The sequence below is a fragment of the Eikenella sp. HMSC061C02 genome, assembly GCF_001809035.1.
Classification (GTDB): Bacteria; Pseudomonadota; Gammaproteobacteria; order Burkholderiales; family Neisseriaceae; genus Eikenella; species Eikenella corrodens.
Genome location: NZ_KV795511.1, coordinates 28,878 through 54,298, shown reverse-complemented (window position 1 = coordinate 54,298; position 25,421 = coordinate 28,878). Strand labels below are relative to the sequence as shown.

24 protein-coding genes and 1 pseudogene are annotated in these 25,421 nt (G+C 57.8%); 9 read left to right on the top strand and 16 right to left on the bottom strand.

The features are described from left to right. Positions 1-150: 150 nt before the first annotated feature. The 4 genes from prfH to HMPREF2541_RS01380 all read right to left on the bottom strand — a co-directional run bounded on the left by prfH (position 151) and on the right by HMPREF2541_RS01380 (position 3,411). Positions 151-765 (bottom strand): peptide chain release factor H, encoded by a 615-nt coding sequence (gene prfH / locus HMPREF2541_RS01395; protein WP_003821940.1) that lies wholly within the window; start codon positions 763-765, stop codon positions 151-153. Positions 766-879: 114 nt separating this feature from the next. Then, entirely contained in the window at positions 880-1,464 is a 585-nt protein-coding gene (locus HMPREF2541_RS01390) for a hypothetical protein (RefSeq protein WP_083296743.1), read from the bottom strand. Positions 1,465-1,468: 4 nt separating this feature from the next. Continuing rightward, positions 1,469-2,608 carry an RNA ligase RtcB family protein gene (locus HMPREF2541_RS01385; protein ID WP_070541354.1) on the bottom strand — a complete coding sequence of 380 codons (1,140 nt, stop codon included), beginning with the start codon at positions 2,606-2,608 and terminating at the stop codon, positions 1,469-1,471. Positions 2,609-3,054: 446 nt separating this feature from the next. Further along, a complete protein-coding gene (locus HMPREF2541_RS01380; protein ID WP_003821944.1) occupies positions 3,055-3,411 on the bottom strand; it encodes a hypothetical protein in 357 nt (118 codons plus the stop codon). A gap of 518 nt (positions 3,412-3,929) precedes the next feature. On the opposite strand from HMPREF2541_RS01380, the gene folP reads away from it, so the two are divergent. After that, positions 3,930-4,772, top strand: coding sequence for a dihydropteroate synthase (gene folP / locus HMPREF2541_RS01375; RefSeq protein ID WP_003821946.1), 843 nt, complete (start codon positions 3,930-3,932; stop codon positions 4,770-4,772). 97 nt (positions 4,773-4,869) lie between these two features. On the opposite strand, the gene HMPREF2541_RS01370 is transcribed toward folP, so the two are convergent. From HMPREF2541_RS01370 to HMPREF2541_RS01350, 5 genes are all read right to left on the bottom strand, one after another. Further along, positions 4,870-5,637 carry a hypothetical protein gene (locus HMPREF2541_RS01370; protein WP_003821947.1) on the bottom strand — a complete coding sequence of 256 codons (768 nt, stop codon included), beginning with the start codon at positions 5,635-5,637 and terminating at the stop codon, positions 4,870-4,872. 122 nt (positions 5,638-5,759) lie between these two features. Next, positions 5,760-9,458, bottom strand: a complete 3,699-nt coding sequence (locus HMPREF2541_RS01365) for a DUF2339 domain-containing protein (RefSeq protein WP_003821949.1) — start codon at positions 9,456-9,458, stop codon at positions 5,760-5,762. Positions 9,459-9,702: 244 nt separating this feature from the next. Further along, on the bottom strand, positions 9,703-10,323 hold the full coding sequence (gene purN, locus HMPREF2541_RS01360) for a phosphoribosylglycinamide formyltransferase (protein ID WP_035579740.1): 621 nt from the start codon (positions 10,321-10,323) through the stop codon (positions 9,703-9,705). A gap of 86 nt (positions 10,324-10,409) precedes the next feature. Beyond that, positions 10,410-11,225 (bottom strand): glutamate racemase, encoded by an 816-nt coding sequence (murI, locus tag HMPREF2541_RS01355; RefSeq protein WP_003821951.1) that lies wholly within the window; start codon positions 11,223-11,225, stop codon positions 10,410-10,412. 114 nt (positions 11,226-11,339) lie between these two features. Continuing rightward, positions 11,340-11,816, bottom strand: a complete 477-nt coding sequence (locus HMPREF2541_RS01350) for an FxsA family protein (RefSeq protein WP_003821952.1) — start codon at positions 11,814-11,816, stop codon at positions 11,340-11,342. A 181-nt stretch (positions 11,817-11,997) separates the two neighbouring features. Between HMPREF2541_RS01350 and HMPREF2541_RS01345 the strand changes: the two genes are divergently transcribed. Continuing rightward, positions 11,998-12,405, top strand: coding sequence for a nuclear transport factor 2 family protein (locus HMPREF2541_RS01345; RefSeq protein ID WP_003821953.1), 408 nt, complete (start codon positions 11,998-12,000; stop codon positions 12,403-12,405). 148 nt (positions 12,406-12,553) lie between these two features. Here HMPREF2541_RS01345 and HMPREF2541_RS01340 read toward each other — a convergent pair whose 3' ends face one another. Next, the gene (locus HMPREF2541_RS01340) at positions 12,554-13,183 is read right to left on the bottom strand and encodes a DJ-1/PfpI family protein (protein WP_003821956.1); all 630 of its coding nucleotides are present in this window, start codon (positions 13,181-13,183) and stop codon (positions 12,554-12,556) included. 217 nt (positions 13,184-13,400) lie between these two features. On the opposite strand from HMPREF2541_RS01340, the gene HMPREF2541_RS01335 reads away from it, so the two are divergent. Next, positions 13,401-14,063, top strand: coding sequence for a M23 family metallopeptidase (locus tag HMPREF2541_RS01335; protein ID WP_003821957.1), 663 nt, complete (start codon positions 13,401-13,403; stop codon positions 14,061-14,063). Positions 14,064-14,150: 87 nt separating this feature from the next. Here HMPREF2541_RS01335 and HMPREF2541_RS01330 read toward each other — a convergent pair whose 3' ends face one another. After that, positions 14,151-14,582: an EamA family transporter gene (locus HMPREF2541_RS01330; RefSeq protein WP_003821958.1), complete on the bottom strand. Its 432-nt coding sequence runs from the start codon at positions 14,580-14,582 to the stop codon at positions 14,151-14,153. A gap of 275 nt (positions 14,583-14,857) precedes the next feature. Further along, positions 14,858-15,427, bottom strand: coding sequence for a hypothetical protein (locus HMPREF2541_RS01325; RefSeq protein ID WP_070541352.1), 570 nt, complete (start codon positions 15,425-15,427; stop codon positions 14,858-14,860). Positions 15,428-15,559: 132 nt separating this feature from the next. On the opposite strand from HMPREF2541_RS01325, the gene HMPREF2541_RS01320 reads away from it, so the two are divergent. Both HMPREF2541_RS01320 and HMPREF2541_RS01315 read left to right on the top strand, forming a co-directional pair. Further along, the gene (locus tag HMPREF2541_RS01320; protein WP_003821961.1) at positions 15,560-16,468 is read left to right on the top strand and encodes a patatin-like phospholipase family protein; all 909 of its coding nucleotides are present in this window, start codon (positions 15,560-15,562) and stop codon (positions 16,466-16,468) included. Between the two features lie 131 nt (positions 16,469-16,599). Beyond that, on the top strand, positions 16,600-17,670 hold the full coding sequence (locus HMPREF2541_RS01315; RefSeq protein ID WP_003821962.1) for a hypothetical protein: 1,071 nt from the start codon (positions 16,600-16,602) through the stop codon (positions 17,668-17,670). Between the two features lie 80 nt (positions 17,671-17,750). Here the strand turns inward: HMPREF2541_RS01315 and dut are convergent, their stop codons facing one another. From dut to guaB, 4 genes are all read right to left on the bottom strand, one after another. Continuing rightward, complete coding sequence (gene dut, locus HMPREF2541_RS01310; RefSeq protein WP_003821963.1) at positions 17,751-18,203, bottom strand: dUTP diphosphatase; 453 nt, start codon at positions 18,201-18,203, stop codon at positions 17,751-17,753. A gap of 99 nt (positions 18,204-18,302) precedes the next feature. Next, positions 18,303-19,049 carry a 3-oxoacyl-ACP reductase FabG gene (gene fabG, locus HMPREF2541_RS01305; RefSeq protein ID WP_003821965.1) on the bottom strand — a complete coding sequence of 249 codons (747 nt, stop codon included), beginning with the start codon at positions 19,047-19,049 and terminating at the stop codon, positions 18,303-18,305. 68 nt (positions 19,050-19,117) lie between these two features. Beyond that, complete coding sequence (fabD, locus tag HMPREF2541_RS01300) at positions 19,118-20,044, bottom strand: ACP S-malonyltransferase (RefSeq protein ID WP_003821967.1); 927 nt, start codon at positions 20,042-20,044, stop codon at positions 19,118-19,120. 258 nt (positions 20,045-20,302) lie between these two features. Further along, the gene (gene guaB, locus HMPREF2541_RS01295) at positions 20,303-21,769 is read right to left on the bottom strand and encodes an IMP dehydrogenase (RefSeq protein ID WP_035579741.1); all 1,467 of its coding nucleotides are present in this window, start codon (positions 21,767-21,769) and stop codon (positions 20,303-20,305) included. Between the two features lie 155 nt (positions 21,770-21,924). Between guaB and HMPREF2541_RS01290 the strand changes: the two genes are divergently transcribed. The 4 genes and pseudogenes from HMPREF2541_RS01290 to HMPREF2541_RS01275 form a co-directional block, all read left to right on the top strand. After that, positions 21,925-22,392: a hypothetical protein gene (locus tag HMPREF2541_RS01290; RefSeq protein WP_003821969.1), complete on the top strand. Its 468-nt coding sequence runs from the start codon at positions 21,925-21,927 to the stop codon at positions 22,390-22,392. Between the two features lie 71 nt (positions 22,393-22,463). Continuing rightward, complete coding sequence (gene uvrC, locus HMPREF2541_RS01285) at positions 22,464-24,290, top strand: excinuclease ABC subunit UvrC (protein ID WP_003821970.1); 1,827 nt, start codon at positions 22,464-22,466, stop codon at positions 24,288-24,290. 11 nt (positions 24,291-24,301) lie between these two features. Beyond that, a complete protein-coding gene (pgsA, locus tag HMPREF2541_RS01280) occupies positions 24,302-24,892 on the top strand; it encodes a CDP-diacylglycerol--glycerol-3-phosphate 3-phosphatidyltransferase (protein WP_003821972.1) in 591 nt (196 codons plus the stop codon). Between the two features lie 229 nt (positions 24,893-25,121). After that, positions 25,122-25,421 (top strand): annotated as a pseudogene (locus tag HMPREF2541_RS01275) (hypothetical protein); the annotation flags it as partial.

Here is a 25,421-nt window from a genome sequence, read left to right as displayed (position 1 = left end):
AAAAAGGCTACCTGAAAGTTTCAGGTAGCCTTTTTGCATGAATTTATTTTAAACCAGAGCTGTTGGTTCGCTTGACCGCACTGCCCGATCCATGCACGGCTCACCACATTGCCCGGATTCAAAGCAAATCCACTCTAGCCGCCATAGCCATCAACCTTGCTCGCGGAAACCTTCCCCCTTAAACACTCTCCGCGGATTGCCGCGCTCCACTTGGTAGAGCGATTTGTGCGCATCGGCGGCATGCTGTCGCAGGGCGGTTTGGTGGTGTTCGGCCAGCTTGAGCGCGAGTAGCCCCAGCGCACGTTTTTTATTGGCGTGCTGGCTGCGCTCGCCCTCGGCACGCACGGCAATGCCGCTGGCGAGGTGGACGGCGCGCACGGCGGATTCGGTTTTGTTCACATGCTGCCCGCCTTTGCCGCCGGCACGGCAGGTTTGGAATTCGATGCCTTCGCTTTCCGGCAGCGCGGGAATTTCAGGTAGCCTGAACACACCGATATACCAGTTTTTGCGCGGGTGCTGCGGCCGCAGCGGGCTGGGGCACACCCATTGCAGCGTGCCCTGCCAGCCTGTGGCCAGGCTTTCGGCACGGCTGCCGGAGAGTTTGAGCACGGCGGAGAGGATGCCGTGTTTGCTCGGGGTTTGTTCCAATATTTCGGCCTCCACGCCTGCCGCTTCAGCCTCACGCAGGATTTTTTGCAGGGCAAAACGAGCAAACATCTGACATTCGGCCGGGCCTTGGGCGGTAGAAATTTGCAGATAAATCATGGTTTAATTCCTTTTCATTTTCGACCGGAACGAATGCTTGGCATCGAAGCCTTTGTTACCGATTTTGTCTTTATCAGGCACAGCCGGGCTGGTTTCGGCCTCGCTTTTGAGCTGCTACAGGTATTCGCACAGGTGTTGCCACACGATATCGGGGTTGAAGTACACACCGAGGCTGGAGAGTTGCGGGTTTTCAGCAAAATCTTGGCGACTGTCGAGCCGGGTGGGTCGGTTTGGGTCGGCGTAATAGACGAGCAGCAGCGGCGTATGGCGGTATTTGGCGATTATGGGATGGCTGCGGCTGCAGCAGCGGGGGCTGAAGTCGGGCGTTTGGTAGTGGCGATACCCCGGCCAATAGTAGTTATGGCATTGCGGCAGGCAGTATTCGCTGCCGTCGAGAAAGCGCACCATACTCAGGGGAAAGCGGTGGCGGCGGTGTTGCAGATACACGGTATCGATGTCGTATGAGCTATACACCTGCTTCTCGGTGGCAAACAGAAACACGCGCAGGTTACCGATATACAGCTCGGATACTACGGCGCAGGCACCGTACTCCTTCTTCCACTCGGCCGGCGGCTTAGGCAGGCTGCGCAGGATTTCGGCTTCGGGGCTCTGGCGGCGATCGAACACCAGCACGGGATCGATACCGTATTTGGCCACTTTGTGATCATAAAAATCTTTAAATTTACTGATGATTTTCATAGCCTCACTCCCCACAGCCACCGCTGGTTTTATAAGTGAGCACCGGTTTGAGGCGAGCGATCAGCTCGATCAGGCCGGCCTGCCGCATGGCTTCGATGATGCTGTCGATGTTTTTGTAGGCCTGCGGGGCTTCTTCGTACACCAAAGCTTTGTCGGCGCACACCACGATGCTGCCGAAGGCAGTGCGGCGCAGGCTGTCGGCACTGTATTTGTGCGACAGGCGGCCTTTGCATTCGCCACGCTGCCATTTGCGGCCGGCGCCGTGGGCGAGTGAATTGAGGGCGATACTGCAATCGGCGGCCGGTTCGACCAGATAGCTGTAATCGCCGCGCGAACCGGGAATCAGCACCAAACCGCAGTCGGATGGCGTGGTGCCTTTGCGGTGCAACCAGCCGGTTTCGCCACCAATTTCAGTGTACTGCAGGAAGTTGTGGTGCACATCGAGCAGGCAGCGGCCTTCGGCGTGCCAACGCTCCAGCATACGCTCGGCAATCAACAGCCGGTTGGCACGGGCAAAAGCCAGCGCGTCGTTGTGTTCAGCCAAATAGGTAGCGGCTTCGGAGCTGTTTTCAGGTAGCCCTTGGTGGCCGTGTGCATCCACATGGCGACGCAAAATCTGCTGGCCAAGCCCACGCGAGCCGCTGTGCACGAGCAGCTGTAGGCAATCGGTATCGAAGTTTTCAGGTAGCCTTTCGGGGCGGTAAACGGTATCCACAGTTTGCAATTCGGCAAAGTGGTTACCACCGCCAATGCTGCCTAAGGCTACCTGAAAAGGATGCTGCGGCAAGATTTCGTTAATCCGTGCCTGCCAGCTTTCATCCAGCGACGCATCGATGCTGCCAAGCTGTTTGGCCAGCTTGGCGGGTTTGGCTTTGTATGCGGCCAAATCGGTTTGCCACAGCGCCATGCCACAGCCAATATCATTACCGATGAGCGCAGGGTAAAAATGGCCAAGGCTGAAAAATGCCGCGCCGATGGGATAACCGCGCCCGGCGTGCAAATCGGGCATACCGGCTACCCGGCGCATCTGCGGCAGGCGGGCAGTGGTTTGGAGTTGTTGGATGGCGTTGCCTTCAATCCAGGTGTTTGAATCGGCTATTAAAACAATGTTTTCAGAAATGATTTGGGGATTTTGTGTGCCCATAATGTACTTTCTTGCGGCGGATAAACCCATTTGCGCACAGTTCTGCCAAGCACGCGTAAATACGGTGGCAATAGCTTGAAACGGCAAATAAATTTATCCGCAGAATGCAAATGGCAGGCGCAACAAAGCAGCGCATTAAATGCAGTTTGCAAAATAATGAGAAAGCAGCCCGAAGCGGGCGGCACAGAAAAAGGGAATGGCCTTAGGCTTCTGAGCTGCAAAGGATTGAACGGAGGATTGAAGTGTACGGCATAGCCAGCTCCTTTCTTTGCAGTGGTGAATAAATAATGAAAACCCGCGCATAGTAGCGGCCGGATACTAGCTGAGGCAAGTGCATGGCAGAAAAGGCAGGAGGATTGTTGTATTTTTCCCGCACCATACCAGGTGTGGCAAACAATAAAAACCGGCTGTCTAATAGATTAGACAGCCGGTTTCGAATATGGCAATTAGCCCATGTTGCGCTCGGCGTTAATCAGAGAACGGCGAGCCAAAGCCAAGTTAGCTTTGCTTCTGTCCAATACAGAGTACAGGAACAGACCATCATGACGGGGCAGCGGACGCAATAGGTGATATTGAGTGCCCAAAGTCATCAGGATGTCTTCGATTTCATCTTTCAGGCCAAGCATCTGCATGGTTTTGTTTTTGGCACGCATCACCTCAGTGTTGCCTGCGGCGGCAATTTCCAAATCAATGGAAGGGCTACCACCACCGGCCAACAACATGCCGCTGGAGTAATCCACTACTGCGGCAGCCAGGGCGCCATCCACGTTCAGCATTTCCGCTACGGTTTTATCGTAATTCATTTTCTACAAGATCTCCACAAAAACAAAATAAAAACAAACAGTTCATACTTCCCGAAACTAATTCATACTCTCTATTTTGTAACTCAGAAAGGTTTGGCAGGCTTTATTATCCCAAAAATATCACCTACTTCTCTTAGTGAACCAAACTAGGCAGCTGGCTAGAAAAGCTTTTCTGCCATGTCCAACACTGAATCGCAGTATATGCCTTTTGCTTTTCAAAGTAAATATTAACACCGACATAATTGTATGCATTTGATACATAGCTGCTTCAAGCATATACGCTCAAGCCCCACACCCCTCTTTTCAACAGAAAAATAATCAATAAAAATCAAAAATCTACGCACAAAAAGCACTACCCATGCAGCCAATCTTTTTCACTACATAACACTATTTTTTCAGCTATTTTTTGTTTCAAACACACCGCACCCACCCTATTTCCGCTATCTAGCACAGCAAAGAAGACCTTTACACAACGCAGGCTTATAATCCTATTTTCCCTCTTTTTCAGGTAGCCTCACATGACACAACCCATCTGGCAAGCCGGGCGTTTCCGCATCGATTTATCCACGCCCAAAATCATGGGCATCATCAACCTCACCCCCGATTCCTTCTCCGACGGCGGCACCTACTCCCGCAGCAGCAGCGCCGCCCTCGCCCATGCCGAACGCCTGCTGACCGAAGGCGCACACATTCTTGATATCGGCGGCGAATCCACCCGCCCCGGTGCCGCCCACGTCTCCCCCGAAGAAGAATGGGCACGGCTGCAACCCATCGTGAGCGAAATCATCAAATGGGACGTCCCCCTCAGCGTGGACACCCGCCGCAGCACCATCATGCAACGCCTGCTCGGTAATGGCCTGGCCGACATCATCAACGACGTATCCGCCCTAGAAGACAGCGGCGCCATCGAACTGCTCGCCGCCCACCCCAACACCGGTATCTGCCTGATGCACATGCAGGGTTTGCCCGAAACCATGCAAAACAACCCGCAATACCAAGATGTGGTGGCCGAAGTAGCAGGCTACCTGAAAGCCCGTGCCCAAACCTGCCAAGCCGCCGGCATCCGCTCCGAACGCATCGTGCTCGACCCCGGCATCGGCTTTGGCAAAAACCTCCAGCACAACATCCAACTCATGCGCCACCTGCCCGATTTGCAAGCACAAACTGATCTGCCCCTACTCATCGGCGTATCGCGCAAACGCATGATCGGCGAAATCACCGGCGAGACCGACCCCACACAGCGCATCCACGGTAGCGTAGCCGCCGCCCTCTATGCCGCCGAACGCGGCGCCGCGATCCTGCGCGTGCACGACGTGAAAGCCACCGCCGACGCATTGAAAGTGTGGCAGGCTTTGCACTAGGCTGTTGCGGCATTAAAAAAGCTACCTGAAACTGTTTTAGCTCTGTGAGTTTCTGCAGAGCTAAAACAGTTTCAGGTAGCCTTTGCATCAGCCCTGCCTATTGCAAGCCTAGTATCGGCTTGAAGGTGTGCTGAATAGCGAGGAAGTCATCGAAGGAGAGCAAGGGGTTGTCGTTGAAGATGATGTACACCCCGTCGGCTAGCGGGCGCACATCGGGCACTTTCCCGACAAGGCGGCGGATGACTTCGTCGCGGTCATAACCCAAGGCGGTTTGGCACAGGTCGTTATCCCAATAACAGGCGGGACTGAGGGTGTAGATATTGTTGCGGCCATTGGGGGTGATGCCACGGGCTCTTAAATCGTTGTAGGCAGGAACTAAGGAAATAGAAAAGCCGCTGGAATCAAAAGTCGGCGATTCGCCCGGGCGATACCCTTCCTCATAATAAATAGCGTAGTCCACGTAGTAGTTCTCTGCTACTCGTGGTTCAATAATTTCAATTACTTGTGGGAAATTGGTACAAATCACATCATGGAAGTTTACTTTTTTATATTCAGGTTTAAATTCATACCATAATCTATCTATCCCACTGAAATAATTGTCATCCTTCCAACGGCCATAATCAATACGCCTTGTATATTCATATCTTTGATAAACCCTAGGCGTATCAGGGTGTTTATACTGCACATACGGCATCGGTTGCTCATGATGTGGCATTTTAAGGCTGTTTAAATCTACTCCCTTTAGCCCAAACGGTGCATCAATATGGCAGAGTCGTTCTAATAGATAGCGGTGACGGCTTTCAAATGGTTCATTTATATCCGCAATCCTAAATGTTCTGAAAAAAAGACTCTTAATCTCTTCCATTATTTATTTCCCTTTCAACACCTATTATCCCACCTCAGGCTACCTGAAAACTGCCCGCTATATGGGAAACAGCCCTGCGCGGCTCTTTCAGGTAGCCTTTCCTCATATCAAGTAACCCACTGTTAATCCTCCCCCTCCCTCGGCGGCACGGGTGCGAACCAGCCCACCAGCAGGAGCAGCAGCCCCACGCCGATAAACGACACGATGCGGGCGATGCCGCCGCTGCCGCCCAGTTCCACCGTAAACAGCTTCAACACCACCACGCCCATCAGCCCGGCGCCGGCCATCCAGCGGATGCGCCGCCCCAAGCGGTGGCCGGACACCATCAGGCCGATGGCGGTGGCCGCCCACACGATCGACAGCGCCGCCTGCAGGCCGAAGGAAGCCATGATGCCGTGCAGCGTCCACTCCACGCCCATATAGAAATACCACAGGCGCAACACCGCGCCGCTCACCAACGTGAGGCCGAGCAGCACCGATCCGGCCAGGTGCAGCCGCAGGCCCTCGCTTTCCAGCTCGAATTCTTCCTGCCACAAATCAACGCAGCGCAGCCACAGCGCCCCCACCAACAGCCCGGCCAAATCCATCGGATTGAGCAGCGGCAGGTAGGTGAAGGGTTGCACAGTGCGCGGCTCGAGCGCATTGTTTGCCACCAGCCACATCAGTGCGTAGCCGCCGCACAGCAGCGAGCAGGCAGCCGCATACGGCCGCAACCCGGCTTTGCCGCGCCCCAGATAAAACAGCAGCCACAGTGCCAGCGGCAGTGCCAGCCAGCCGATTTGCCCCCACACGCCGCCCAGTATTTCGCCGGCGAGGATGCCGCAGAAGGCGGTGGCCGAAGCCGCCCACAGCGCAAACGCCGCCATGCCCCAGCCGCGTTCGGTATCGTGCGAACGGAAGTCTTGCAGGCGCAAAATCCATACCAATAGGGCAGCCAAGGCCAGGTGCATGAGGCTACCTGAAAGCGCGTGCGCCACCAAATCGGCGCGGCTCAATCTACTAAACAACAGCATGGCGTTCGGAATCAGCAGCGGCACCAGCACAAGCGCGGCGCGCCTGCCCTGCCGCCAATCGAGCAGCCAGGCTGCCGCCGTCCACAACGCGAAGGGCAGCGGCAAAGTCCACAACAGGGCGCCGCCAACCAGGCTCTCCGGCAGATGGTGCAGCAGGTTTACCGAAGAGAGGATCGTGCTTAAGAATGCCAGGTCGAGCAGCAGCCAGCCGACAGCTTGGTGCAGCAATAGGCTGAGCGGGCGGGCGGTGTCGCGTTGCTGCCTGCCGCGCCTGTTTTTGCTGCGCAGCGGTGCACTGGATTCATTTTCAGGTAGCCATTCATCGCCCTGGCGGTGCAAAGCGTAGGCCGCCGCACCCAGCAATATCGCGGCGGCAAAGCAGCAGATGGTGGACAGCCAATCTTCCCCGGCGGACACAACCGCCAACAGCAACAACACCAGCATGCCCCAGCTTGCTGCGGCCACGGCAAACAAGCCGCCGCCGGGCAGCCAGGCGGATTCGTCTGCCTCATCGGCATTCCCGTCTGCCCCGCCTTCATCGGAGGGGCTACCTGAAAGCGCAGCCAGCGGGTTGGGCTCAAACGCATCCTGCAACACCGCCTGCATCCGTACTGCCGCCCAAGCCAATGCGGCCAAAGCCACCATGGCCCAATGGCGCGGCAGGCACATCAGCGGTAGCAGCCCCGCGAGCAGCAGGCCTGCGCCTAAAGCCCCGCGCTGGGCGCAGCTTTCCCAATAGGCCGAACCACGACAGCGCCAACGCAGCCAAGCTGCATACATGGCCAAACCGGCCGAGGCCGCCGCCAATGTCGGCACCAGCGGGCCGGCGAGCAGCGGCACACCTTCTTCGCTCACAATCCGCCAGCCCAAGTCGCCGCCAAACAGCAATGCGCCCAGCGACAGCGCATACACCACCACCGCCAAAAACCGCGTGTGCGGTCGCTGCTGGCGCAGGGCAAACACATACACCAACCCGGCCTCCAGCGACCACAGCGCCACCGTGGCCGCCTGCTCGAAGGCCAGCGGCACCGCCAGGGTGGCGAACACGAGCGAAAGCGCCGCCAAAGCCTGGCGCAAAAGCGGAAAATCGCGGCTGCCGGTAAACACCCCGGCCAACAGGGCATACACCGCAGCAAAACCCAACGCCGCACCCGCCGCCCAATGGCCGCCCTCGGGCAGCATATGGTATTGCAGCACAAACGCCGACACGGCCGAGCCGAACAGCAGCGTGCCGTCTATCGCGCCGATAGTCATGCCGTGGCGTACCAAACTATCAATCAGTTCGTCCAACCCAGCGTTATCCGGCACGGCTGCCTCATCGGCCTCATCGCGCCGGTGCAGCGCGTAGAGGCAGGCCAAGAGCGTGTAGAGCAGCCAGTGGAAAATCAGGAAAGGCTCGGTGCTGGCGAAATATTCGCCCCTGTATTCCGAAGATCCCCACATCACGGCAATAAACAGGCTGCCGATAAAGCCGATAAGGTTCAGACTACGCCAAGTTTTGAAGCGGGCAATCGCCGCCACACCGGTGTTGAGCAGCGCCAGATAAGTGAACAGCACCACATAGCTGCCGCTGCCATCGCTCACCAAAATCGGCGCGGCCAAACCGCCGATAAGCGCCACCTGCGCCATGATTTTCGCATCCTGCCGCACCGCCAGCGCCGCCATCGCGCACACCAGCCCCACCATCAGCATAAAAGCCGTGCCCGCAGACAAAAGCGGGTGCAGCTTCACCGCCGCCAGTGTGGTCAGATACATCACCGCCATGCCGAAGCCCTGCAAAATCAGGCCGTATTCGCGGCGGCGGCGTTGCAAAAACCAACCCGACACGGCAGCCGCCAAACCCGAGCCCATCACGCCCAGATAGCGCATTTCAATCGGCACATGAATCCGCTCCGAAGCAAAGCGCAGCAGGAACACCAGCCCCAAAAACAGTACCACCACGCCGGTTTTCAGCAGCAGGTTGCCGTGCATCAGCCAATCGATCAGCGGGGCAAATGCACTTTCCTCCTCCCGCTCGGCCGGGCGGGCAACGCGGCGCCGCTGGGCGGATTGGGCGGTCGAGGATTGGGCTGCCGTTTGAGCTTGGCTGTGCGCCGCCAGCGCTGCTTGAGCCGGAGTGCGGGCAGGCGTTTGGATAGCGGTTTGCGCCGCTCCCCGTTTGCGGATTCTCACCGTGCCCGGGCGGCTTCCCGGCATCACACCATGTTCCTCAACAGCCGCTTCAGGCTGCCGTGCGGCAGGAGCAGGCTGCGCTGCCGTAGCAGGCGGCACATTTCCCCCCGCTGCCGAAGCAGCAGCCGTGAGGCTACCTGAAAATACAGGCGCGGCAGGTTGTTCGAATGTGGATTGGCTAGATTGACCAGATTGGGCAGGCAGCGGATGCACCGCCGCTTCTGCAGGTTGGGAATGGGCGGCCAGATGGGCCGATTGGGCCGGGCCGGCTGCCGCAGAAGGAATGGCATCAAACGCAGCAACACTCGGCTGCGGCGCGCTCGCAGCAGCGGAAGTGGGCACGTTCGGGTTGTATGGCCAGCCGCTGAAATCGGGCTGCGCCGCACTGGGCGCATTGGGCTGAAGCCCGGCCTGCCCAAGGTGTTGAGGCACAGCCTGCTCGCTTTGGCGCAGCTCGCTACTTTCACTTTCAGCCAGCCTTTGCTCCCGCAGGGGCTGGCGGCGGCGCAGCTGTTCCACTTCTTTCTGCAGGCGCGACAGCTGTTCGACCATCTCCTGCTGCTGCATCCTCGTTTGGAACAGCATCACCACAAAAGCACCGAACATCAGCAGCAATAAGGTTACGACAAAAGCCATATTACACCTCGTTTGGGCAGGCAGCCCGCAGTCTACCTGAAAGTGGACACAGCGGGCTTCGCCAAAATAGTTTGATTAGATTATTTACTTGGATGGATTATAGCGGTATCTGGTGGCGGCGGGGAATGCGGCAAAATGTCCGCCCAAAAATTTTCAGGTAGCCTCTTGCGGGAAGGCTACCTGAAAAGGTTAAACAAAACATTTCGATGTGGACACTATTAAGCTGCCCCTGCTTGCCATACGCTCAACCTTGCCCGGCTTCTCCCGCAGTGTGCCGGTTGTGTACGCGTTTGCCGTGGATGCTCAGATTACCGGCGGCGAAGTCGGCCACGGCTTGCGGCAGCAGCTGGTGTTCGATTTTCAGCACGCGTGCGGCCAGGGTGTCGGCGGTGTCGGAATCGTATACGGGCACGGCGCCTTGGGCGATGATGGGGCCACAATCGAGCTCGGCGGTAACGAAGTGTACGGTGCAGCCCGCGAGGCGGCAGCCTTCGTCGATGGCGCGTTGGTGGGTGTGCAGGCCGGGAAAGGCGGGCAGCAGGGAGGGATGAATATTGATGGTTTGATTGGCGAAGCGGCTGCAAAACTCGGGCGGAAGAATGCGCATATAGCCGGCAAGCAGCACAAGGTCGGGCGCGTGGCTGGCCACGAATTCCAGCATGGCTTGGTTGAAATCGGCGCGGCTGGGGAAGTCTTTGGGATTGAGGGCGGCGGTATGGATGCCCTGCTCTGCCGCCCAGGCCAGCCCGGGGGCTTGGGGATTGTCGGAGAGCACGGCGGCGATGTGCAGATTGGGGATATTGGCTTGCACCACGGCCTGCATATTGCTGCCGCGGCCGGAAATGAGGATGACGGTTTTGGTCATGGCGGAGTAGTTGGAAAAGTGGTTGAGATATGTTTCAGGTAGCCTGTGCGATGACAAGCAAGGCTACCTGAAAATCTTAGAGGCAATTAGCCCAGCCGCATCATTTCGATTTGCTCGAGGCTGCGGCCGAGGAAGCGTTCGCCGATGGTTTGGAAGCGCAGGGGGATGTCGCTCACATAGAAATGGTAGTCGGCGGGGGTTTGGCTGGGGTTAAGCAGGCCGGCCTCGGCAAGGGCGGCGGCGGTGGCTTCGGCGGTGGTGAGCGCGGAATCCACCAGCGCCAGATGCGGGGCTTCGCTTTGCAGCAGGGGTTTGAGCAGGGGGTAGTGGGTGCAGCCGAGCACGAGGGTGTCGATGTCTTCGGCGAGCAGCGGCTTGAGGTATTCGCGCACGGTGAGGCGGGTAACTTCATGCTCAAGCCAGCCTTCTTCCACCAGCGGCACCAGCAGCGGGCAGGCTTGGGAAGGCACGCGCGCCTGCGGGTTTTGCGCGTGGATGGCGCGGGCGTAAGCGTTGGAATTGACGGTGGTGGACGTGGCAATGATGCCGATACGGCCGTTGCGACTGGTAGCCAGTGCGGCTTGCGCACCGGCGGCAATCACGTCGAGCACGGGCATACCGCCGGCGGTTTGCCGCACTTTGGCACCGGCCACGGCAGCGATGGTATTGCAGGCAATCACCAGTGCTTTCACGTCGTGCTGCATTAAGAATTCAACGATTTGCGCGGTGTAGGTTTCGATAGTGCTGCGCGATTTCACGCCGTAGGGCACGCGGGCGGTGTCGCCGAAATAAACGATGTTTTCATTGGGCAGCCGCTCCATCAGCGCGCGCACCACGGTGAGCCCGCCGACGCCGGAATCGAATACGCCGATGGGGCGCTGCGTGAGGCTGTTCGGTTTCATGTTGCTGGTTTGCTGTTGCAGGAAAAGGCGTATTGTACACGCGCGGCGGATAAGCGAAAGGCTACCTGAAATCTTTGTATCGATTTTCAGGTAGCCTTTTGAGCTGAATCAGCCTTATTGCGGCTCGTGATCGTGCTGCTCCAGCAGGCGGGTTTCTTCGCGCTCCTCTTGCGGGCGTACGGTTTCAAACTCGCCGTCGATGATGTCGCCGTCCGCACCATAGCCGGAAGATCGGTAGTTCTGCCCCATCTGATTTGGCCGCACCGCCGCCGGGCCGCCCTTAATCGGCAGCATCAGCACCAAGGCCAAAGCAGTGGACACAAAACCGGGCGACATCAACAGCAGCGCCGCCACAATATAACGCAGCGGCCACAGCAATTGGTAAAACGACACCTCGCCCCGGCTATTAAACAGCGATCCGGCCAGCATCACCGAAGAAAAACCCAGGTTGCGCAGCATCACCATCCCGGCCATAAACGACAACACCATCAGCAAAAGCGTGGGCATCCCGCCAAGCCGCTCAGCCACCATCACAATCGAAGCCGCTTCCGCCCCCGCCAACAGCAAGAGCCAAATTCCAAGGTAACGCATCGTTTTTTTCCTTTTCAAACAAAGAAATAATTTTAGCTTCGCAGCAACTCAACACCAAAGCATCGTTTTAAAGAAATTCGTTCCGCTTATTTTAGCGAAATTCGCTCCACTCTTTTTCAGGTAGCCTACAAGCTTCAGCAAGCGTAACATTCGGTTTTTGCATCCGACACTGGGAAACATCATGACCGCCGAACAAATATACCGGCAATGGCACGAAGCCGCCAAAAGCCGCAACACCGCCGCCCTGCTCGCACTGTATCACGAAGCAGCCGAGCTCGAATCGCCCCTGGTGCCCATCATCCTTAATCAAAACAGCGGCGTGCTGCATGGCAAAGCCGAAATCGGCCGCTTCCTCGAAGAAGGCACCCGCCGCCGCCCCAACGAATTGGTGCGCTGGTATCGCAGCGGTCAATACCTTGCCAGCGGCGACCTCCTCGTGTGGGAATACCCGCGCCAAACGCCCGATGGCGAGCAAATCGACATTTTAGAGCTGATGCAGCTCAAAGACGGCCTCATCTGGCGCCACCGCATCTACTGGGGCTGGTTCGGCACACAGATGCTGATTCAATCGGCGCTATCCAAAGCTTAAGCCTTAGGGCACAACGGCCATCCCTATATCTGCCCGCCATACATAAAATCAAGCGGGTATTTTGCAAAGTTTTCCCAAGCCCACTGCATTCAAAGGCTACCTGAAAGAGTCAGCCTCCATACAACTCAAACATAGCGAAACACAGCTTTTATGAAGCTAAAATAGAAACCGCGAATGGGTCGTCTGCTGGGTTATCGTGCCAAATATATTCGCAATGTGCAGCAATCACCTCCGCCTGTGCGCGACCGTAGTAATCTGCAATGAAACCAAGCGTCATATCCATCCCTGCCGATACGCCAGAAGAGGTGTAAAGCCGGCCAGCGGCCACCCAACGCGCAGCAGGCTGCCAATCCACCAGCCTGCCCACGCTGCGTACCCAATCAAAAGCCTGTTTATTGGACGTGGCAGGCAAACCATCCAATCGACCACTAGCCGCTAGCAGCGCTGCACCAGTACACACTGACAAACAACAAGCAGCCTGATCCAGCCACACGCCCAAATCACGCAGAAAAACCATATCTTGCACCAGCGGCCGTGTGCCCTGCCCGCCCGGCACCAGTAAGATACTATTTTCAGGTAGCCTATCCAGCCGCTGTGTCTGTACAACAAAACCCTGCCGGCTAGCCACCATACCGCCGCCATGCGACGCATAATGCAGCCTAGTTTGCGGTAGGCGGAACAAAAACTCCACCGGCCCCATTAAATCTAACGTTTCGTATTGCTCAAATAGCAAGCAATAAATATTGGTTGCGGCCTGCGGATTGAATACAGAAGACATAGCCCTCTCCTCGCGCTATATTTTGCAAACAGCCACATCATACCCTGTTCGCACCAACCCCGCCCGACCAGCCGGTTTGTTTACCTGCCGTTTCCTATAGTATGATAGAAGCACTTCTTTACAGCACACTTGAGCACATGGCAAATTTGCTTAGCTCACACCCGCTGTATCTTTCATTTTTCAGGTAGCCCAGCTGCCCCATCACACGGAGCGCTTCATGAAATTCTCTTCCGCCTGCACCGCCCTCTTATGCACCGCCCTCATGGCCGCCTGCGCTGGCCCCTCCTCCGGCGATCAATACTACCGCGTGCAGCGCGGCGACACGCTCTACCGCATCAGCCGACGTTTCAACCAACCCGTCTCCCGCCTAATGGCCTGGAACAACCTGAAAAACTCCTCCCAGCTCGAAGTGGGCCAACGATTGCGCGTGGGCAGCGGCACCAACCGCAGTACATCCGCCAGCAATACGCTCAACCGCACAGTAACACGCACCCCGGCCGAGCGTACCAGCGCCGCACCCAGCAGCCTGCAATGGCCGGTGCGGGGCGAAATCATCACCCAGTTTAACGGCTCCTCCAGTAAAGGCATCGACATCGCCGGCAGCACCGGCACCCCGGTGAAAGCCGCCGCCCCCGGCCGCGTGAGCTACGTGGGCGAAGGCATCCGCGGCTACGGCAAACTCATCCTCATCAACCACACCGGCGGCATGCTCACCGCCTACGCGCACAACAGCCAAATCAGCGTGCGCGAAGGCCAGCAGGTATCCGCCGGGCAAACCATCGCCACCATGGGCAGCAGCGGCACCGACCGCGTGAAACTGCACTTCGAAGTGCGCGTAAACAACCGAGCCGTCAATCCGATGGATTATCTGCCGAAATAAACGTTTGGCACATATAAAGGCTACCTGAAACAAGCTCCGCGCATTGCTGCGAAGCTCATGTTCAGGTAGCCTTTTGCTTTACATCCACTATCGCTTCAAAGCCAACACCAACACCCCGCCGGCAATCATCGCAATCCCCAGCCATTCCTGCGCTGCCGGCCGCTCCTTGAGAAATACCACCGCCATCAGCGCCACCAGCACGATGCTGAATTTATCCACCGGAGCCACCTTGGAAGCCTCGCCCATCTGCAAAGCCTTGAAATAAGCCAGCCAAGAAGCCCCCGTGGCCAGGCCGGAAAGAATCAGAAACGCCCAGTTGCGCCCCGAAAAACCACCCACCCCCTGCCATTTGCCGGTGTAGCTCAAAAACGCTGCCAAAGCCGCAATGATCACCAATGTGCGGATAAAGGTGGCGAAATCCGAATCGATGCCCTGCAAACCCAACTTGGCAAAAATCGCCGTGAGCGCTGCGAAAAAGGCCGAAGCTAAAGCCCAATAGAGCCAAGCGTTTGAGGCCATGATGATTACTCCTTATTTGTGGAAATCGACAGCGTTGGTTTACACTTTCGGCTTTTGCTTGAAGACCTGGTTGAGCATCTATCCGGCATTGTCAAGAATGTCGATAGACACGGGAAATCCTTTCTGTTCTTGATAATGGTGGATAGATGCTTAAAAATCATTTAAGCAAAAACAAAAGCCATCTGCTTCAGAAAAAGTGTAAACAACGCTATCGATTTCCTACACTTAGATAAATTTCAAATAACGGGCTACCTGAAAACCAAGAACAGCAGTTTTCAGGTAGCCTTTTCCTGCTTTTTCAGTTCATCCATATCGATAAAACCATAGTCAGGCAAACCGCTTGCCTCCGAAATTTCGGCGCGCAGCGCGGCGGCTTCCGGGCTGTCAGCGGCAGGCGCGCGGCGTTGCAGCCAGCAAAACTTCCGTCCCTGCCGCCGTGCCGGCTGCCAATTCAGCGTCAACGCCCCGTCCGAATCCGCACGCAGCAGCACCGTGCGCAGCTCGTCCGTTCCGCCGAAGATGCTAACGCCCATATAGCTGGCCACGCCGAAAAATTCCGCCAGCACGTAATTCTCCACCCGTTCCCCGCCCCAAAACCGCCGCCGCACAACGCACACAGCCCGTTCACTCAACTGAACCGCCAGAGGCCGCGCCAGCCATTCTATCCGCCAGCGCCATACCCAACCCAACACAGCATACACGCACAGCCCGCCCATAAAATACGGATTGAGACCAAACCACCAAGCCGCGCCGAAACACAGCGCCTGCACCGCCACCGCCCCGAAAAACCCGCGCATATCTGGCTTCCGCGCCGCACGGGCAGACCACAACACTTCCGAATCCATATCGCCTCCTTTAAAGTTTCAGCCAGCCTGAGGATGCAATTATATATCACCCGCCCAACGCCCACTGCATTACCATCTTCCGCCCAATCCGCTACAATACTACCCGTTTTCCCATATTCAAAAGGACTTCCCATGAACAGCCTATTGCGCCGCAGCCTCGGCATCTCCCTGCTCACCTTGTCCCTTTCTGCCTGTGGCCTTCTCGGCGGCAGTGGTTCGCAAACCCCTTCCCGCCAGCCGCTCACCGCCACCCGCAAGCCCCAAGCCGTTATCGGCCTGGCCCTGGGCGGCGGCGCATCCAAAGGCTTCGCCCATATCGGCGTGATTAAGGTGTTGGAAGAAAACAATATCCCCGTGAAAATCGTTACCGGCACCAGCGCAGGCGCCCTGGTGGGCAGCCTCTACGCCTCCGGCATGAACGCCCCCCGCCTGCAGCGTGAAGCCGAAAACCTGCAACGCGCCGATTTGGTAGATTTAACCCTCTCCACCAGCGGCTTTATCCGCGGCGAAAAACTGCAAAACTACATCAACCGCCAAGTGGGCAACCGCCCCATCCAAAACCTGCCACGCAAATTCGCCGCCGTGGCCACCGAATTCGACTCCGGCCGCAGCGTGGTATTCCGCAGCGGTAATACCGGCCAGGCCGTGCGCGCCTCCGCCAGCATCCCCAACGTCTTCCAGCCCGCGGTAATCAACGGCAAACGCTATGTGGACGGCGGCCTCACCGCCCCCGTACCCGTATCCGCCGCCCGCCAGATGGGCGCCAACGTGGTGATTGCGGTGGACATTTCCGCCAAGCCCGCCCGCATCAGCCAAAGCGGCTTCTTCTCCTACCTCGACCAAAGCCTCAACATCATGAGCACGCCCGCGCTGAACAGCGAGCTGGCCAAGGCCGACGTGGTGATCAAACCGCAAGTGCAGCACCTCGGCGCCGTGGGCGGTTTCGATGAAAAAGCCCACGCCATCAAGCTCGGCGAAGACGCCGCCCGCGCAGCCCTGCCGCAAATCCGCGCTGTGTTGCAGCGCTACCAAGTGCATTGATGCCCATGCAAAAGGCTACCTGAAAATTTCAGCCCCGCAGAAGCCCGCCAAGCTCGTTTTCAGATAACCTCTTCAGCCCAGCCCGCCAGCATCAAAAGGCTGGCTGAAACCCTACCACCCCATGCCGCACAATGCTGTTGCGCAAGGCCGGCTATTTTTCAGGTAGCCCATATCCCGATTGGGGCTACCTGAAAAATTTCCCCTTTAAAAAAACAACCCGCCGCACACCCATGTTCACCCTATTCCTCCCCGGCCTCAACTGGCCGCAGCCCGAAGAACTCCCCAGCCTGCACACCCCCGCCCTCAACCGCCTGCTGCGTTTCGGCCGCTTCCAAGCCGCCCCCGCCGCACCTGCCGATTTCTGCTTCACCCACCTCGGCGTGCAGCTCAACCACCTATTCGCCGAACCCTATGCCTTCGCCAGCCCCCTACACCAGCAACTCGGCCTGCACAGCGCCCAGCTGCAAAGCAGCGGCCTAGCAATCAGCCCCGAAGAAGCCGAAGTGCTGTGCCACGGCCTCAACGCCTTCTGCGGCGAAGACGGCTGGCAGTTCGCCCCCCTCTCCCCCGAGCTGTGGAGCATCCGCCTGCCCCGCCCCGCCGCCTGGCAAGCCCCCTGCATCCTCAACATCGCCGGCCAACACGCCGACCTGCCCCAAGCTGTCGGCCCCCAGCACGGTCAATGGCTGCAACGCCAAACCGAAATCCAAATGTGGCTGCACGAACACCCCGTCAACCAGCGCCGCCAAGCCGAAGGCAGGCTCCCCATCAACGCCCTCTGGCTATGGGATGAGATGCCCGACACCCATGCCGAGCCCCCCTCCCTAATCGGCAGCAACAGCCCCTGGGCCGCCTACAGCCGCAGCCCGCAAATCCGCCCCGCCCCCGTCAGCCTCCCCGATTGGCAAGCTAGCTCCGCCGAGAGCCAAACACCAATCGAACACAGCGCCCTCTATCTCGACGAACTGCAACAAGCCGCCGAACTGGGCAACCTGCACGCCTACGCCCACACCCTGCAACAATGGGACGAACGATTCTTCGCCCCCCTGTGGCACGCCCTACAACGCAAACACCTCCCCGCCGCCCGCCTCCTCACCGACGGCGAACACGGCGGCAGCCTCGAAATCCGCGCCCGCAGCGGCTGGGCATTCTGGAAACCCAAACGCCGCTTCAGCGGCCGCTTAGACGGCATGAGTAAATAAAAAAGCTACCTGAAAGCGCAGCTTCAACGGAGTTAAAACTCACTGCATTCGCTTTCAGGTAGCCTTTGTTCAAACCTGCTTCACATCTTCCCGGTGCTGCCGAAGCCGCCTTCGCCGCGTGAGCTCTGGGCAAATTCTTCCACCACTTTAAACTGCGGCTGCAGCACGGGCACGATCACCATTTGTGCCACGCGTGCCATCGGTTCGATGGTGAACGTTTCGCTGCTGCGGTTCCACAATGAAATCTTGAGTTCGCCCTGATAGTCGGAATCGATCAGGCCGACCAAGTTGCCCAGCACGATGCCGTTTTTGTGGCCGAGGCCGGAGCGCGGCAGCAGCATGGCGGCGTAGGCCGGGTCGGCCAGATGGATGGCTATACCGGTGGGCACAAGATAGGTGCTGCCGGGCGGGAGCTCTACGGCTTCGTCCAAACAGGCGCGCAAATCTAGGCCGGCGGCACCGGGAGTGGCGTAATGCGGCAGGTGTTCTTGCATTTTGGGGTTAAGGATTTTAAGTTCGACTGTGGGTTGCATGGTTATCTCGATAAAGATTTGAATTTTAATGTGAATAAATTTTCAGGTAGCCTTCACGCTCCTGCAGCAGGCTACCTGAAAATATAACTGCGCTACTGCTTAGGGCATCAGCATGCCGCCGTTCACGTGCAGGGTTTGGCCGGTGATGTAGCGCGCCTGCTCGGAGGCGAGGAACAAAACGGCGGCAGCCACATCGTCTGCTTCACCAAACTTGCCCAGCGAAGTTTGGGCGGTGAAGGCCGCACGGACTTCTTCCGGCAGGGCTTGAGTCATGGCGGTATCGATGAAGCCGGGGGCGACGCAGTTTACGGTGATGCCGCGGCTGCCCACTTCGCGCGCGAGGGATTTGGAGAAGCCGATCAGGCCGGCTTTGGCGGCGGCGTAGTTACTCTGCCCGGCATTGCCCATAGTGCCCACCACGGAGGTGATGCTGATAATGCGGCCGCTGCGCTGCTTCATCATGCCGCGCAACACGGCTTTGCTGGCGCGGAACACGGATTTAAGGTTGACCTGCATGATCTCATCCCACTCTTCTTCTTTCATGCGCATCAATAGGTTGTCGCGGGTGATACCGGCATTATTTACCAAGATATCCAACTTACCAAACTCTTTTTCGATGTCGGCAATCAAATTTTCGATGCTGTTTTCTTCAGTGATTTGCAACACGCGGCCATGCCCCTGCCATTGTGCCAAGCGCTGGCCAACGGCAGCCGCGCCTGCTTCGCTAACGGCCGTGCCGATCACCGTTGCCCCGGCTTGCGCCAGCGTGTCGGCAATGGCCGCGCCGATACCGCGCGAGGCGCCGGTCACCAAGGCGATTTTCTGAGAGAGATTTTGAGTAAGCATATCGGGATTCCTTTTAAGTGGGAAATAGGGTTTCAGGTAGCCCCGAGGGGTTTGAGGCTACCTGAAAATTAATGGGCGGCGATAAATGCGTCCACTGCTTCCTGCGAAGTGAGCGCGGCGCACACGGCGGCTTTATCGATGCGTTTGGCCAAGCCGGCCAGCACTTTGCCCGGACCGCATTCGGCGGATTCGGTAATGCCTTCGCGCACAAGGAGCGCCACGGTTTCCGTCCAGCGCACCGGGCTGTACAGCTGGCGCACCAGCGCGTCTTTGATTTGCACGGGGTCGGTGTAGGAGGCCACGTCCACGTTGTTGATCACGCGGATTTGCGGCGCGTTCAATGCCACGTTTTGCAGGGCGGCGGCCAGTTTTTCGGCGGCAGGCTTCATCAGGCTGCAATGAGAGGGAACCGATACAGGCAGCGGCAGCGCACGTTTGGCACCGGCTTCTTTGGCCGCGGCCATGGCGCGTTCCACCGCAGCGGCATCACCGGCAATCACCACTTGGCCGGGCGAATTGAAGTTCACCGCCTCGGCCACCTGCCCTTGCGCGGCGGCGGCGCAGATTTGGCGCACGGCATCGTCTTCCAGCCCCAAAATGGCGGCCATCGCGCCCTGCCCTTGCGGCACGGCCGACTGCATCAGCTCGGCACGCAGGCGCACCAGGCGCACGGCATCGGCGAAATCCAGGCTGCCCCCGGCCACCAGCGCGCTGTATTCGCCCAGGCTGTGCCCGGCCACGGCGGCAGGGGTTTTGCCGCCCGCCTCAAGGTAGGCGCGGTAAGTGGCCACGCCTGCGGCCAGCATCAAGGGCTGGGTGTTGACGGTTTGGCCGATGAGCGCGGCATCTTCGCCGTTCATCATCGCCCACAAATCCTCGCCCAGCGCGGCAGAGGCCTGCTCAAAGGTTTGGCGCACAACGGACACGCTGTCGAAACCGGCCATCATGTTCAGGCTCTGCGAGCCTTGGCCGGGAAAGAAAAAGGCAAAAGACATGGGGTTTCCTTATCTTATTGAAAAATATCTTGTTGGGAACAGTAGCAGGCTACCTGAAAATGCCTGATTGCGTTTTCAGGTAGCCTTTTAAAGCAATGGCAGCAAAAGAATTAAATTCCATTCATCTAATATTTTGATTAATCAAAGTTAGAATGAACGTACCGATTATTCTGATTTCTTCATTTACTTGGTTAGAACAGGATACTCAAACAGGCTACCTGAAAAACAGCATGCCGTATTTTCAGGTAGCCTCTCAAATCAGCGCCCGTGGTAGTTCGGCGCTTCTTTGGTAATCTGCACATCGTGCACGTGCGATTCGCTCATGCCGGCGGCGGTGATTTCCACAAACTCGGCCTTTTCGTGCATTTCGGCAATATTGGCGCAGCCCAAATAGCCCATGCTGGAGCGCAGACCGCCCACCAGCTGGTGGATGATGTTCACAATCGGGCCTTTATACGGCACGCGGCCTTCGATGCCCTCGGGCACGTATTTGTCGGTGCTGTCTTGTTTGTCTTGGAAATAGCGGTCGGACGAGCCTTGGCTCATCGCGCCCAGCGAGCCCATGCCGCGATAGGATTTGTAGGAGCGGCCTTGATAGAGCTCGATTTCACCCGGCGCTTCGTCTGTGCCGGCAAACATGCCGCCCAGCATCACGGTGGAGGCACCTGCGGCCAGGGCTTTGGCCACGTCGCCGGAGAAGCGGATGCCGCCGTCGGCAATCAGCGGCACGCCGGTGCCTTGGAGCGCTTCGGCCACGTTGTGAATTGCCGTCAGCTGCGGCACGCCCACGCCGGCCACGATGCGGGTGGTGCAAATCGAGCCCGGGCCGATGCCCACTTTCACTGCGTCTGCCCCGGCCGCCACCAAATCGCGCGCCGCCTGTGCGGTGGCAATATTGCCGCCGATAACTTGCACTTGCGGGAAGTGTGCCTTCACCCAACGCACCCGATCCAAAACGCCTTGGCTGTGGCCGTGTGCGGTGTCCACCACAATCACGTCCACCCCGGCAGCCACCAAGGCGGCTACGCGTTCGTCGGTTTCCGGGCCCACGCCCACCGCCGCGCCCACGCGCAAGCGGCCGTCTTGGTCTTTATTGGCATAGGGGAATTCGGTGGTTTTCAAAATATCGCGCACCGTGATCAGGCCTTTGAGCTCGTCTTGGGCGTTCACAACCAAAACGCGCTCGACCTTATGCTGATGCATCAGTTCGCGCGCGTCTTCAATGCTGGTGCCTTCGGGCACGGTAACCAATTCGGCCCGGGGCGTCATAATGGCAGACACCGGCTGGTCGAGGCGGGTTTCAAAGCGCAAATCGCGGTTGGTAACCAAACCCACCAGCTTGCCGTCCTGCACCACCGGCAGGCCGGACATTTGCCGCTTGCGCTGTGCGCGCATTTCCAACAGCTGGCCAACCAACATTTCCGGCGCAATCGTTACCGGGTCTTTCACCACGCCGCTTTCGTGCCGCTTCACCTTAGCTACGGCCTCGGCCTGGCGTTTGATGCTCATGTTCTTATGAATAATACCGATGCCGCCTTCCTGCGCCATAGAAATGGCCAAGCGCGCCTCGGTAACGGTGTCCATGGCGGCAGAAATCAGGGGCATATTAATGGAAATGTTGCGGGTGAGGCGGGTTTGCAGCGAGACGTGCTTGGGAAGCACTTGGGAATGGGCGGGAACAAGCAATACATCATCAAAGGTGTAGGCTTTTTCAACGATTCGCATGATTAAAACCTTCTTGTCGGTTGCTAATAATGCGGCCGCATTGTAGCAAATTTGTCGGCATTTAGTAAGCATCAGGCTTCAAGAATGACATTCGCCCGTCAGTTGAAGTACAATGAAACCGATTATGTAACCATATTCAACGGGAAGACCACCAAATGAATAAAAAATTAACCTTGCTGGCCGCCTGCGCCGCAACCATGCTGTTTTCAGGTAGCCTGATGGCAGAAGACGTTTACCACTGGAATAGCCGCAGCCCGACCTATTCCGATGTGCCAAGAAACCTTGTTCCGGCCACCAGCAACATCGTGAACGTGCGCACCCAAACCTCGCGCCCTGCCGTTGCGCCTTCTGGCCATCAGCAAAACCAGCTGCCGCAAGTGCAGAATAATAATGGTGAAATCTCTGCTGCTGATCTGCAAGCCATGACCAACCAGAAACAGATGGAAGAAAACCAGGCTAGGGAAGAAGCCAACCGCAAGGTAATAGAAGATAACAATGCTGCCCGCGCCAGCAACTGCAACGTTGCTAAAATCAACTTACAACACGCGCAAACTGCCCGCATCCAAAACCGCGAGCAACTCATCCAGCAATATCAGAGCAACGTAAATCAATTCTGCAACTAACGGCGCTCCAGCCGGTTTGATTCAGCCGGCCGTTCGGTCTTGCCGTTTTACTTTCCAGCAAACCTTCGGCCATGTCTGATTTCGACCCGCATGCCATCATCGGCAACCTGCCCAACCTGCCCGGCGTTTACCGCTTTTCGGATAAGGATGGGCAGGTTTTGTACGTTGGCAAAGCCGTCAACCTCAAACGCCGAGTGGGCAGCTATTTTCAAAAAAACGACTTATCCCCGCGCATTGCCCTGATGGTGAGGCAGATTGCCCACATCGAAATCACGGTAACCCGCTCTGAAACTGAAGCGCTGATTCTCGAAAACAACTTCATCAAGGCCTTGTCGCCCAAATACAATATTCTGTTTCGCGACGACAAATCCTACCCCTATCTCATGCTTACCGGCCACGACTACCCGCAGATGGCCTACTACCGTGGCAGCCTGAAGAAAACCAACCAATACTTCGGCCCCTACCCCAACAGCTATGCCGTGCGCGACAGCATTCAGATTTTGCAAAAAGTTTTCCTGCTGCGCACCTGCGAAGACAGCGTATTCGAACACCGCGACCGCCCCTGCCTGCTCTACCAAATCAAGCGTTGCTCCGCTCCCTGTGTCGGCCACATTTCACAGGAGGACTACCGCACCAGCGTGGAAGAAGCCGCCACATTCCTCAACGGCAAAGCCGACCGCCTGCTGCAAAGCCTCACCACCAAAATGCAGCAGGCTGCCGAAGCGCTCGACTTCGAACATGCCGCCCGCTACCGCGACCAAATCCAAGCCCTGGGCAAAATCCAAAGCCAGCAGTTTATCGACAGCAACAACCCCAACGCTGCCTACAACATCGATATTCTCGCCCTCGCTGCCGAGCAAGGCAGCATCTGTATCCACTGGGTCAGCATCCGCAACGGCCGACGCGTGGGTGAAAAAAGCTTTTTCCCCGACAGCCGCCATTCTGCCCCCGAAGAAGCTGCTGCCTATGGCGAAGCCTTCGCTGCCCAGCATTATCTCGGCCGCGACAAGCCCGACATCATCATCAGCAACTTCAGGCTACCTGAAAACCTGCAAGCCGCCCTGATCGAAGAGCACGGCAAACAAATCCGCTTTATTGCCAAAACCAGCGGCGAGCGGCGCGTGTGGTTGCAAATGGCCGAACAAAACGCTCTGCTTGCCCTGCGCCAGAAACAGCAACAAAACCAAAACCAAGAACAACGCGTCCAAGCCTTGGCCGAGCTGCTGCAACTGCCCACCGCCGAGCTCAACCGCATCGAATGCTTCGACATCAGCCACACCCAAGGCGAAGCCACCGTTGCCTCCTGCGTGGTATATGAAAACCAAAGCATGCGCCCCGACCAATACCGCCGCTACAACATCAAAACCGCCAAAGCCGGCGACGACTACGCCGCCATGCGCGAAGTGCTCACCCGCCGCTACGGCAAACTGGCCGAAGGCAACGAAGAAGACGGCAAATGGCCCGATCTGGTGCTGATCGACGGCGGCAAAGGCCAAGTGGCCATGGCGCAGCAAGTGTGGCAGGATTTAGGCATCCGCCTGCCCATGGTCGGCATTGCCAAAGGCCCAGAGCGCAAAGCCGGCCTCGAAGAGCTGATTATTCCGCACTTAGGCACTACCACCCAACTCCCCCCGCACCATCCCGCCCTGCACCTTTTGCAAACCGTGCGCGACGAATCCCACCGCTTTGCCATCACCGGCCACCGCCGCAAACGCGGCAAAGCCCGCGTTACCTCCTCGCTGGCCGAAATCCCCGGCGTGGGCGACAAGCGCCGCCGTAGCCTGCTCACCCGCTTCGGCGGCCTGCGCGGTATCCAAGCCGCCAGTATCGACGACTTGGCCCAAACCGAAGGCATCAGCCGCGCCCTAGCCGAAAAAATCTACGAAGCCCTACACTGAAAGACCGCAACATGCCCTGGAACATCCCCATCCTGCTTACCTGGTCGCGCATCCTCATGATTCCGCTGTTTACCGCCCTTTTCTACCTGCCCGCCTCCTGGCGTGTGGGTATCCAAACCGTAAACACCTGCGCCGCCGCATTATTCGTGCTCGCCGCCGTAACCGACTGGTTCGACGGCTACCTTGCCCGCAAATGGAAGCAAACTTCCGATTTCGGCGCCTTCCTCGACCCCGTAGCCGACAAACTCATGGTGGCCGTTGCCCTCATCCTCTTGGTGCGGCTCGACCGTACCTGGGCCATCTGCGCCATCATCATCATCGGCCGCGAAATCACCATCTCCGCCCTGCGCGAATGGATGGCGCAGCTGGGCAAACGCAACAGCGTGGCCGTGGCCACCGTTGGCAAATTCAAAACCGCCGCCCAAATGGCCGCCATCACCCTGCTGCTGCTGCAAAGCTGGCCCGCCCTCGGCCTCGACTTCATCTGGCTGGGCAACGCCCTCATGTTCGCCGCCTGCGTGCTCACCCTGTGGTCAATGTTCTACTACCTCAAAATGGCCGCCAAAGAATTCAAACAGCCACGTCCTCCCGAAGCCGGCTGAAAACGCCACACGCACCATTAACCAACCCCATCGAACCCTCATATTTTTCAGGTAGCCTCTTTCGCACAGAAGGCTACCTGAAATCTTGTATATATAGAAAAGGCTACCTGAACCCCAGCCTGCCGCCCTCTGGCACTTTTCAGGTAGCCTTTCCTACAAGCGAATGTTAATATCCATTTACCAACCATCCAAGGTTGGCCACTCACCCACTCAAGCAAAGGATCAAGCCATGTTTGCAAAATCCCTGTTGAAACCCCTCCTCCTCGCCGCCGCCCTGATGCTGCTCAACGGCTGCGCCACCGCCTTCTTATGGAAAGATTATGAATCGGAAGGCCGCTCCACCACCTCCACCCACACCGACAAAGACACCGTGGTCGGCTTTGCCCGTGCCAAACCCGACAGCCGGCAACTGGTACCCAACAGCATCGTGATGCTGGGCGAGCGCTATATCTACGTGCTGGATAAAGGCCGCGATCCGAGAACAGGAAGCGGCAGAACAGCCCGGGAAGTGGATTTGGGCGCGATTTTA

Bases quoted from the DNA above. Each gene is read 5' to 3' on its own strand.
- prfH (WP_003821940.1), bottom strand. From the start codon at position 765: ATGATTTATCTGCAAATTTCTACCGCCCAAGGCCCGGCCGAATGTCAG.
- HMPREF2541_RS01350 (WP_003821952.1), bottom strand. From the start codon at position 11,816: ATGCGTTACCTTGGAATTTGGCTCTTGCTGTTGGCGGGGGCGGAAGCG.
- HMPREF2541_RS01365 (WP_003821949.1), bottom strand. From the start codon at position 9,458: ATGGCTTTTGTCGTAACCTTATTGCTGCTGATGTTCGGTGCTTTTGTG.
- dut (WP_003821963.1), bottom strand. From the start codon at position 18,203: ATGCAACCCACAGTCGAACTTAAAATCCTTAACCCCAAAATGCAAGAA.
- HMPREF2541_RS01330 (WP_003821958.1), bottom strand. From the start codon at position 14,582: ATGGCCTCAAACGCTTGGCTCTATTGGGCTTTAGCTTCGGCCTTTTTC.
- fabG (WP_003821965.1), bottom strand. From the start codon at position 19,049: ATGCTTACTCAAAATCTCTCTCAGAAAATCGCCTTGGTGACCGGCGCC.
- HMPREF2541_RS01290 (WP_003821969.1), top strand. From the start codon at position 21,925: ATGAATAAAAAATTAACCTTGCTGGCCGCCTGCGCCGCAACCATGCTG.
- fabD (WP_003821967.1), bottom strand. From the start codon at position 20,044: ATGTCTTTTGCCTTTTTCTTTCCCGGCCAAGGCTCGCAGAGCCTGAAC.
- HMPREF2541_RS01340 (WP_003821956.1), bottom strand. From the start codon at position 13,183: ATGTCTTCTGTATTCAATCCGCAGGCCGCAACCAATATTTATTGCTTG.
- HMPREF2541_RS01320 (WP_003821961.1), top strand. From the start codon at position 15,560: ATGAACAGCCTATTGCGCCGCAGCCTCGGCATCTCCCTGCTCACCTTG.
- purN (WP_035579740.1), bottom strand. From the start codon at position 10,323: ATGACCAAAACCGTCATCCTCATTTCCGGCCGCGGCAGCAATATGCAG.
- HMPREF2541_RS01385 (WP_070541354.1), bottom strand. From the start codon at position 2,608: ATGGGCACACAAAATCCCCAAATCATTTCTGAAAACATTGTTTTAATA.
- HMPREF2541_RS01390 (WP_083296743.1), bottom strand. From the start codon at position 1,464: ATGAAAATCATCAGTAAATTTAAAGATTTTTATGATCACAAAGTGGCC.
- murI (WP_003821951.1), bottom strand. From the start codon at position 11,225: ATGAAACCGAACAGCCTCACGCAGCGCCCCATCGGCGTATTCGATTCC.
- pgsA (WP_003821972.1), top strand. From the start codon at position 24,302: ATGCCCTGGAACATCCCCATCCTGCTTACCTGGTCGCGCATCCTCATG.
- guaB (WP_035579741.1), bottom strand. From the start codon at position 21,769: ATGCGAATCGTTGAAAAAGCCTACACCTTTGATGATGTATTGCTTGTT.
- HMPREF2541_RS01315 (WP_003821962.1), top strand. From the start codon at position 16,600: ATGCTGTTGCGCAAGGCCGGCTATTTTTCAGGTAGCCCATATCCCGAT.
- HMPREF2541_RS01335 (WP_003821957.1), top strand. From the start codon at position 13,401: ATGAAATTCTCTTCCGCCTGCACCGCCCTCTTATGCACCGCCCTCATG.
- HMPREF2541_RS01370 (WP_003821947.1), bottom strand. From the start codon at position 5,637: ATGGAAGAGATTAAGAGTCTTTTTTTCAGAACATTTAGGATTGCGGAT.
- HMPREF2541_RS01325 (WP_070541352.1), bottom strand. From the start codon at position 15,427: ATGGATTCGGAAGTGTTGTGGTCTGCCCGTGCGGCGCGGAAGCCAGAT.
- folP (WP_003821946.1), top strand. From the start codon at position 3,930: ATGACACAACCCATCTGGCAAGCCGGGCGTTTCCGCATCGATTTATCC.
- uvrC (WP_003821970.1), top strand. From the start codon at position 22,464: ATGTCTGATTTCGACCCGCATGCCATCATCGGCAACCTGCCCAACCTG.
- HMPREF2541_RS01345 (WP_003821953.1), top strand. From the start codon at position 11,998: ATGACCGCCGAACAAATATACCGGCAATGGCACGAAGCCGCCAAAAGC.
- HMPREF2541_RS01380 (WP_003821944.1), bottom strand. From the start codon at position 3,411: ATGAATTACGATAAAACCGTAGCGGAAATGCTGAACGTGGATGGCGCC.